We start from the raw sequence: 8,782 nt of genomic DNA on the forward strand, positions 1-8,782 counted from the left end.
TGATCGACGCCGGCCGGCCGCCCTCGGGCGGCCGGCTCCGGTGCGCGACCACCAGGGACTGGAGTAGCCGAGGAGCACATGATGAGTGCCGTTGACACACCGCTCGACAAAGTGCCGCTCTCGCGGCAACCGGCGGGACCGGGCCGCAGGCCACGCCGCCTGGGCGGGGCCGCGCTTCCCTGGGCCCTGCTCGCACCGACCATCGGCGTCCTGGTGCTGGTCCTCGGGTATCCGCTGGTCCGGCTGATCACCCTGTCCTTCAAGCAGTACGGGCAGGCCGAGCTGTGGCAGGGGCTGCCCGGCGACTGGCAGGGCTTCGCCAACTACACGCATGTGCTCGGCGATTCGGAGTTCTGGGCCGTCGTCCTGCGCACCCTGCTGTTCACCGTGGCCGCGGTGCTGCTCACCCTGGTGCTCGGCATGGCGGTGGCGCTGCTGCTCCAGCGGGTCTCGCCCTGGATGAAGACGCTGATCAACATCGCGCTGGTGGCGAGCTGGGCGATGCCCGTCGTCGTCGCCATCACCGTCTTCAAGTGGATGTTCGACAGCGACTACGGCGTCCTCAACTGGCTGCTCAGCCGGCTGCCCGGGGTCGACTTCAGCGGCCACAACTGGTTCACCGACACCCGGCAGGGCTTCCTCGTCATCACCCTGATGGTGGTCTGGGGCGCCATCCCCTTCGTCGCCATCACCCTGCACGCCGGACTCACCCAGGTGCCCAGGGAACTGGAGGAGGCCGCCCGGATGGACGGCGCCGGTCCGGTCAAGGTCTTCCGGCACGTCACCCTCCCGGTGCTCAAGCCGCTCATCGTCATGTTGACCACCCTGTCGGTCATCTGGGACATGGGCGTCTTCCCGCAGGTCTTCCTCATGCGCGACGGCCACCCCGAGCCCGACTACCAGGTGCTCACCACCTACTCCTACGACCAGGCCTTCGTCGCCAACGACTACGACGCGGGCGCGGCCATCGCCGTCATCACCGTGCTGCTGCTCCTCGGCGTGATGGCCGTCTACATGCGCCAGATGCTGAAGATCGGAGAGGTGGAGTGACGACCGTGCTCGACACCGCCCCCGCCCCGGCGGCTCCGCCCGCCTCCCCGGCCCGCCGCGCCGCCCGGCGCCCGCGCCGCAAGGGACGTACCGTCTACAACCTGCTCGGCCTGCTGGTCGTGGTCGTCACCGGCTTCCCGGTCTACTGGATGCTGAACACGGCGTTCAAGCCCGCCAAGGACGCCATCGACCCCGACCCCAAGTTCTTCCCGACCAGCCTGTCCTTCCAGAACTTCTCCGACGCCCTCGGCATCGGCGACTTCTGGGGCTCGGTCGGCCGCAGCCTCATCGTCTCCGGCTCGACCGTCGGCCTCGGCCTGGTCATCGGCCTGCTGGCGGCGCTGGCCATCTCGCGCTTCGTCTTCCGCGGCCGCAAGGCGGTCATCGTCGCGATCCTCGCCGTCCAGATGGTGCCGCTGGTCGCGATGATCATCCCGGTCTTCCTGCTGCTCAACCAGATCGACCAGATCGACAAGCTCTCCGGCCTGGTCATCACCTACCTGACCTTCGTGCTGCCGTTCACGGTCTGGACCCTGCGCGGCTTCATCGTCAACATCCCCAAGGAACTGGAGGAGTCGGCGATGGTCGACGGGTGCACGCGCATGGGCGCGTTCTTCCGCATCGTGCTGCCGCTGCTCGCCCCCGGCCTCGTGGCCACCTCGATCTACGCGCTCATCCAGGCCTGGAACGAGTACCTCTACGCGATGCTCATCATGAGCCAGGAGCACCAGACCGCCACCGTCTGGCTGGGGAACTTCGTCACCTCGCGCGGCACGGACTACGCGCCGATGATGGCGGGTTCGACCATGATGGGCGTTCCCGTGGTGGTCTTCTTCCTGATCGTGCAGCGCAAGGTCGCCGCCGGCCTGACCGCCGGGGCGGTGAAGGGATGACCGAGACCTTGAGTCAGATCCCCGGCGGAACCGCGGACGCCGACGACCTCGCGCGGGACGCCCTGGCCGTCCTGCAGCCCGGATTCCACGGCACCACCGCCCCCGAGTGGCTGCTGCGCCGGCTCGCCGAGGGCCTCGGTTCCGTGGCGCTGTTCGCCCGCAACATCGAGTCGCCCGAGCAGCTCGCCGCGCTCACCGCGCAACTGCGCGCGGTACGGCCCGAGGTGCTCATCGCCGCCGACGAGGAGGGCGGCGACGTGACCCGGCTGGAGGCCCGCACCGGCTCCTCCTTCCCCGGCAACCTCGCGCTCGGCGCGGTCGACGACACCGCCCTGACCCGTGACGTCGCCGCCGAGCTGGGCCGCCGGCTCGCCGCCTGCGGGGTCAACCTCAACTGGGCGCCGTCCGCCGACGTCAACTCCGACCCCGGCAACCCGGTCATCGGGGTGCGGTCCTTCGGTTCGGAGCCGCTGCTCGTCGCCCGGCACACCGCCGCCTATGTCGAGGGGCTGCAGTCCGCGGGCGTGGCCGCCTGCACCAAGCACTTCCCCGGGCACGGCGACACCTCCGTCGACTCCCACCACGCCCTGCCCCGCGTGGACGTCGACCTGGACACCCTGCACTCCCGCGAACTCGCCCCGTTCCGCGCCGCCCTGACCGCCGGCACCAAGGCCGTCATGAGCGCGCACATCCTCGTCCCGGCCCTCGACCCCGACCGCCCCGGCACGCTCAGCCCCGCCGTCCTGACCGGGCTGCTGCGCGACGAACTCGGCTACGACGGCCTCATCGTCACCGACGGCATCGAGATGCGCGCCATCGCCGACACCTACGGCGTCGAGCGCGGCACGGTGCTGGCCATCGCGGCCGGTGCCGACGCCATCTGCGTCGGCGGCGGCCTCGCCGACGAGGAGACCGTGGTCGCCCTGCGCGACGCCGTCGTCGACGCCGTGCGCGCCGGAGAACTGCCGCGCGGACGGCTCGCCGACGCCGCCGCCCGGGTACGGGCGCTGGCCGCCTGGACCACCGGCGCGGCCCGTGCCGCCGCCGGCGGCGCGCCGGACTCCGACATCGGCCTCACGGCGGCGCGGCGCGCGCTGCGCGTGACCCGCACCGGGGAGTACGAGCCGATCACCGAGGCGCCCTACGTCGCCGCCTTCACGCCGGTCGCCAACATCGCCGTCGGCGCCGAGACACCGTGGGGGGTCGCCGCGGAACTCGACCGGCTGCTGCCCGGGACGGTGACCGGCACCTTCCGCCAAGGCGATGCTTTGACCGCAAATGTGCTCCGCTCCGCGGCGAACCGTAGGATCGTCGCAGTGGTCCGTGACGTGCACCGTCACCCGTGGATGGCCGAAGCGCTGGGTGCCCTGCTCGCCGCCCGGCCGGACACGGCGGTGGTGGAGATGGGCGTCCCCCAGGCTCCGCCCTCCGGCGCGCTGCACATCGCGACCCACGGCGCGGCCCGCGTGTGCGGGCGAGCGGCCGCGGAGGTCGTCGTCGGCAAGGACGCCGACGCCTGACCGCCCCGGCGGCGCCACCCGTTCCAGAGACCGACCTGGAGGCTCCCAGAATGTCCGCCCCGACTCCGACCCAGCAGCCCCCGATGCCGGGCCGGATCATGTCCGGCGAGATGGCCGAGCAGCCCACCGTGCTGCGCCGCATCCTCGAGGAGGGCGCGCCGCGCATCCGTGAGATCGCCGAGCGGATCGCCGCGCGCAACCCGCGCTTCGTGCTGCTCACCGCGCGCGGCACCTCCGACAACGCGGCGCTGTACGCGAAGTACTTGATCGAGGTGCTGCTCGGCAAGCCGGCGGGCCTGACCTCCATGTCCACCACGACCGCCTACGGCGCCCGCCCGGACCTCACCGACTGCCTGGTCGTCACCGTCAGCCAGTCCGGCGGCTCGCCCGACCTGGTGGCCTCCACCCGGGCCGCCCGCGAGGCCGGCGCGATCACCCTGGCGGTCACCAACAACGCCGACTCGCCGCTGGCCGAGGTCTCCGAGTTCCACATCGACGTGCTCGCCGGGCCGGAGAAGGCGCTCCCGGCGACCAAGACGTACACGGCCGAGCTGCTCGCCCTCTACCTCTTCGTCGAGGGCCTGCGCGGCGGCGACGGCAACGCGGCCAAGATCCTCCCCGAGCTGGCCGAGCAGATCCTGGCCCGGGGGGACGAGGTCAAGGCGCTGGCCGGCCGGTACCGCTTCGCGGAGCGCCTGGTGCTCACCTCGCGGGGCTACGGCTACCCGACCGCGAAGGAGGCCGCGCTGAAGCTGATGGAGACCAGCTACATCCCGGCCCTGTCCTTCTCCGGCGCCGACCTGCTGCACGGTCCGCTGGCGATGGTCGACAACGTCTCGCCGGTCATCGCCATCGTCACCGAGGGCAAGGGCGGTCAGGCCCTGCAGCCGGTCCTGGACCGGCTCCGCGGCCGCGGAGCCGACCTCGTCGTGATCGGCAACCAGGCGTCCGTCGAGGCCGCCTCCGCGGGCTTCGTGCTGCCGACCGCGGGCGTCGCCGAGGAGGTCCAGCCGATCCTGGAGATCCTGCCGCTGCAGATGCTGGCCTACGAGATCACGATCGCCCGCGGCCAGGACCCGGACGCGCCGCGCGCCCTGGCGAAGGTGACCGAGACGCACTGACGCCGTTCCGCGCTGCGGCCCGCGGACGCGGTGGACGGGAGGCAGATCTCCCGCCCGCCGCGTCCGCGGGCCTTTTCGCGCGGTGAAACGTCAAAGCCGTGAAGGCGGCGTGGGAAAGGCGTGGGGGACACGGCACGGATGCCCCCGGAAACCACTTCGGGCCGCGGCGCCGGAACGGGACCCTCAACCCGTCCAGCACCGCAGCCCGGAGCTGCTGTCGGCACCTGGCACGCGGGGTGTGCGGTTCCCGCGGCTCACTGGGGCCGACTCGTGAGGCCTGGCGCAGTCAGGGCAGAGAGCGCCCCGGCCTCGCTCCACCCTTCTGTGCGGGAAGGGTGGAAGTTCAGTTGTTCACATCAATTCTGGACTAGACCATTATCCGTTGTCCATAACCTGACGCAGTCAGATCATAGGGGTTGGAAGGCCTTTGTGGGGACTGGATGTCAGCGCTTGCCATGAGCGCGGGTACGCTCATTTGCGTGCCCTCCATGAACGATCTCGTACGCCAGCACACCGACCTCGATGATTCCGATCTCGAGTGGCTTCATCTGCTGGTGTCGGAGTGGCAATTGCTCTCGGATCTCTCCTTCGCCGACCTCGTCCTGTGGGTGCCGACGAGCGACGGCACGCGGTACGTCTCCGTCGCGCAGATGCGCCCCAACACCGGCCCCACCTCCTACCAGGACGACATGGTCGGCCATCTCGTGCCGCGCGGCCGCCGCCCGATGCTGGACGCCGCGCTCGACGAGGGCCGGATCGTGCGCGAGGGCGACCCCGAATGGCGCGAGGAGGTGCCGGTGCGGGTCGAGTCGATCCCCGTGCGCCGCGCCGGACGGGTCCTCGGGGTGATCGCGCGCAACACCAATCTGCTCACCGTGCGCACGCCGAGCCGGCTGGAGCTCACCTATCTGCAGAGCGCGTCCGACCTGGCGCAGATGATCGCGGCCGGCACGTTCCCCTTCCCGTCCGAGCAGGTCGACATGGACGCCTCGCCGCGCGTCGGCGACGGGCTGATCCGCCTCGACGCCGACGGCATCGTCCAGTACGCCAGCCCCAACGCCCTCTCCGCCTACCACCGCCTCGGCCAGGCCGCGGACCTCGTCGGCCACCATCTGGGCACCGCCACCGCCGAGCTGGCCCCCTCGCGCGGCAAGAGCCACGAGGCGCTGGTGACCGTCGCCAGCGGCAAGGCGCCGCGCGAGACCGAGATCGAGGGCAACGGCGGCGTCATCCAGCTGCGGGCCATCCCGCTGAGCCCCAAGGGCGTCCGCAGCGGATCGCTGGTGCTGCTGCGCGACGTGACCGAGCTGCGCCGCCGTGAACGGGAGCTGATCACCAAGGACGCCACCATCCGGGAGATCCACCACCGGGTGAAGAACAACCTCCAGACGGTCGCCGCCCTGCTGCGGCTCCAGGCCCGCCGGATGGATTCCGACCAGGGCCGTGAGGCGCTGGAGGAGGCGGTGCGGCGGGTCGGCTCGATCGCGATCGTGCACGAGACCCTGTCGCAGAACCTCGACGAGCGCGTCGAGTTCGACGAGATCGCCGACCGCGTCCTGGCCATGGTCGCCGAGATCTCACCCGGTCGGGTCACCACCCGGCGCGCCGGATGCTTCGGGGTCCTCAGCGCGGATGTCGCCACGCCGCTGGCGATGGTCCTCACCGAGCTGCTGCAGAACGCCCTGGAGCACGGTTTCGGCCCCGCGGAACAGGGGTCGGTCGAGGTCTCGGCGGAGCGGCGCCACGGCAGGCTGGCGATCGCCGTGCGCGACGACGGCCGCGGGCTGCCCCCGGGCTTCGATCCGCAGCAGGCGGGCAACCTCGGTCTGCAGATCGTACGGACCCTGGTGGTGGGGGAGTTGGGCGGCACCTTCGACATGGTCCCGGCCGAGGGGCGCGGGACGAAGGTGCTGCTGGAGCTGGCGCTGGAGGGCTGAACGCCCGCCGTGCGACCGGCTGGTGGAACGGAGAAGCCCCGGCTGCTCGGGCGAGCTGCCGGGGCTTCCTGCGTCGTGATGCTGCGCGGTTCGGAGGTGCTGCGCGCTGCGGCTCGGGGGTAAGCGCGTGTGTCAGGCGCTGGCGTTGCGGGCGCGGTTGCGGGCGGCGCGGCGCTTCATTGCGCGACGCTCGTCCTCGCTGAGGCCACCCCACACGCCGGCGTCCTGGCCGGTCTCGAGGGCCCACTGCAGGCACTGCTCCATGACGGGGCAGCGGCGGCAGACGGCCTTGGCTTCCTCGATCTGCAGCAGCGCAGGACCGGTGTTGCCGATGGGGAAGAAGAGCTCAGGGTCTTCTTCGCGGCAAACGGCGTTGTGACGCCAGTCCATGGCTGCTCCATCTCCTTGTATTGCTTGCACGTTGCTTGTGAATGTGAACGCTTTCACGAATCCCCAGACACGACACGGGACATCGCCCAGTCTCCTGGGTGCGGTCCCGCGGGGGTGTGGTGAGGATTCCGGCTACTGAGGACGCCCGAAGAGCGGCTGTCCCGATCGCCAAGAAGAGACTCGCAAACCTGGGCTGCGGATACAACCCCTTCCGGAAACTTTTTTTTGATTCCTCGGTGTCGGCTCGGTCACAGCCGTACTTCCATGGGGTGCAGGGCAGCCTAAACGTTCGAGTGGAAGGACTTTATGTCCTTCTGCTTACACAATCACACGCAGTGCACGGCGTACGCCTGAGAAGGTTGCGCTGATTCGCAGTCCCAGGTGGTCTCCGTCCACCTGGAACGGCAGTGGCGCCTGCGAATGCAAGGTGAAGTCCGTCAGATCGTGCAGCGAGGTCACGTGCTTCCCGTGCGGCCCCCGGTCGGGGGTCGAACGCAGCAGCTGCGTGGCGATGCGCGTCACCGCGGGGGTCGACAGACGGGACAGCCCGAGCACGTCCAGAGCCGTGTCGAAGGACGCCCGCGGCGACGCGTAGACCGGGCGATTGCCCAGGTAGGTCCAGGGGGTGGTGTTGCAGACTATGGCGATCGCGAGATCGGTGACCGGGTCCTCGCCCGGCTGCTCCAGCGTGATCGTCCCGCCGCGGCGCGAGGACTCCGCGAGGAACTGCCGGACCATCTGCCGTATGTAGAGCGCGTGCGTCGACCGCTTGCCGAGCTCCCGCTGCTGTTCGACCCGGCCGACGACACCGGCGTCGAAACCGAGGCCGGCGCAGAAGGTGAACCAGCGCGCCGGCACGCCCTCGTCCGCGGTGCCCGGCGTGCCGCTCACGCGGCCGAGGCCTACCGTCCGCGAGTTCCCCTCCCGCAGGGCGTCCAGCAGCGCCCCGGTCGCCTCGACGGGGTCGTTGGGGAGCCCCAGGGCGCGCGCGAAGACATTGGTGGAGCCGCCCGGTACCACCGCGAGCTTCGGCAGCCCCTCCGGGTCGGGGCCGTTGTGCAGCAGCCCGTTGACGACCTCGTTGACGGTGCCGTCGCCGCCCAGGGCCACGACGAGCTCGATCTCGCCGCCCTCCGCGGCCTGCCGCGCGAGGTCGCGCGCGTGGCCCCGGTACTCGGTGGCGGCCACCTCCAGTTTCAGGTCGCTGGCGAGCGCGTGCGCGAGGACGTCACGGGTTCGGGCGCTGGTGGTGGTGGCGGCGGGATTGACCACGAGGAGAGCGCGCATGACCGCCAGGGTACCTACCGGGCGGTACCGGCCCGTAATCCCGGTCGGAGCGCAGGCCGATACCCTGCTGGGGTGAGTGGCACAGAGAACACCGTGCGCCCGGGCCGTACGCGCCGCCTCGCGGCCGCCGCCGCGGTCGCGGCACTGGAAGGCGCCGCGCTGGCCGCGTGGGGCATCGCGATGCTCGTCCTCGGGCTGGTCGGCAACCCCGACAGCCCGCGCCAGGCCGAGGCCGGCGGCCTGACGGTACTGGCCCTGGCGGCCATGCCGCTGGCGGCGGCCTACGGGCTGTGGCACGCCCGCCGCTGGAGCCGCGGACCCGCCCTCATCATCCAGCTCGTCGCCCTGCCGGTCGCCTGGACCATGGCCCAGAACGGCGGCGTGATGATCGCCGCGGGCGCCGCACTGGGCGCCGCGGCGATCGCCGAACTGGTGCTCCTCGTGCACCCCGCGGCCACCGAGGCCCTCGGCATCGCCGCCACCGAGGGCTAAAGGGTGTTGCACAAGCCTGCGCGCGGGCAGGTCAGAGTGGGCGCCGGGCTCGTCTTCTCATGACACGAGGGCGAGGTTGTGCATGTGGGCGA

General features: G+C 71.2%; 8 protein-coding genes. 6 read left to right on the forward strand and 2 right to left on the reverse strand.

What is annotated here, in order from left to right; translation table 11 throughout:
* The first annotated feature begins 81 nt into the window (after positions 1-81).
* From ACIP9H_RS10305 to ACIP9H_RS10325, 5 genes are all read left to right on the forward strand, one after another.
* On the forward strand, positions 82-1,050 hold the full coding sequence (locus ACIP9H_RS10305) for a carbohydrate ABC transporter permease (RefSeq protein ID WP_401580524.1): 969 nt from the start codon (positions 82-84) through the stop codon (positions 1,048-1,050).
* Positions 1,051-1,055: 5 nt separating this feature from the next.
* Positions 1,056-1,943, forward strand: a complete 888-nt coding sequence (locus ACIP9H_RS10310) for a carbohydrate ABC transporter permease (protein ID WP_401581120.1) — start codon at positions 1,056-1,058, stop codon at positions 1,941-1,943.
* Positions 1,940-3,463, forward strand: coding sequence for a glycoside hydrolase family 3 protein (locus ACIP9H_RS10315; protein ID WP_401958607.1), 1,524 nt, complete (start codon positions 1,940-1,942; stop codon positions 3,461-3,463). The genes ACIP9H_RS10310 and ACIP9H_RS10315 overlap by 4 nt, the downstream gene beginning before the upstream one ends.
* Positions 3,464-3,513: 50 nt before the next feature.
* Positions 3,514-4,584 carry an SIS domain-containing protein gene (locus tag ACIP9H_RS10320; RefSeq protein WP_401580520.1) on the forward strand — a complete coding sequence of 357 codons (1,071 nt, stop codon included), beginning with the start codon at positions 3,514-3,516 and terminating at the stop codon, positions 4,582-4,584.
* 488 nt (positions 4,585-5,072) lie between these two features.
* Positions 5,073-6,521 (forward strand): sensor histidine kinase, encoded by a 1,449-nt coding sequence (locus ACIP9H_RS10325; protein ID WP_401581117.1) that lies wholly within the window; start codon positions 5,073-5,075, stop codon positions 6,519-6,521.
* Between the two features lie 132 nt (positions 6,522-6,653).
* Here ACIP9H_RS10325 and ACIP9H_RS10330 read toward each other — a convergent pair whose 3' ends face one another.
* Both ACIP9H_RS10330 and ACIP9H_RS10335 read right to left on the reverse strand, forming a co-directional pair.
* Positions 6,654-6,911: a WhiB family transcriptional regulator gene (locus ACIP9H_RS10330; RefSeq protein WP_018563321.1), complete on the reverse strand. Its 258-nt coding sequence runs from the start codon at positions 6,909-6,911 to the stop codon at positions 6,654-6,656.
* 318 nt (positions 6,912-7,229) lie between these two features.
* Positions 7,230-8,198, reverse strand: a complete 969-nt coding sequence (locus ACIP9H_RS10335; protein ID WP_401958611.1) for a diacylglycerol/lipid kinase family protein — start codon at positions 8,196-8,198, stop codon at positions 7,230-7,232.
* 72 nt (positions 8,199-8,270) lie between these two features.
* On the opposite strand from ACIP9H_RS10335, the gene ACIP9H_RS10340 reads away from it, so the two are divergent.
* Complete coding sequence (locus tag ACIP9H_RS10340; RefSeq protein WP_360907191.1) at positions 8,271-8,690, forward strand: hypothetical protein; 420 nt, start codon at positions 8,271-8,273, stop codon at positions 8,688-8,690.
* Positions 8,691-8,782: the final 92 nt, after the last annotated feature.

Origin of the sequence: Streptomyces sp. NPDC088732 (genome assembly GCF_044751205.1) — a bacterium.
In the GTDB taxonomy this organism is placed as follows: domain Bacteria; phylum Actinomycetota; class Actinomycetes; order Streptomycetales; family Streptomycetaceae; genus Actinacidiphila.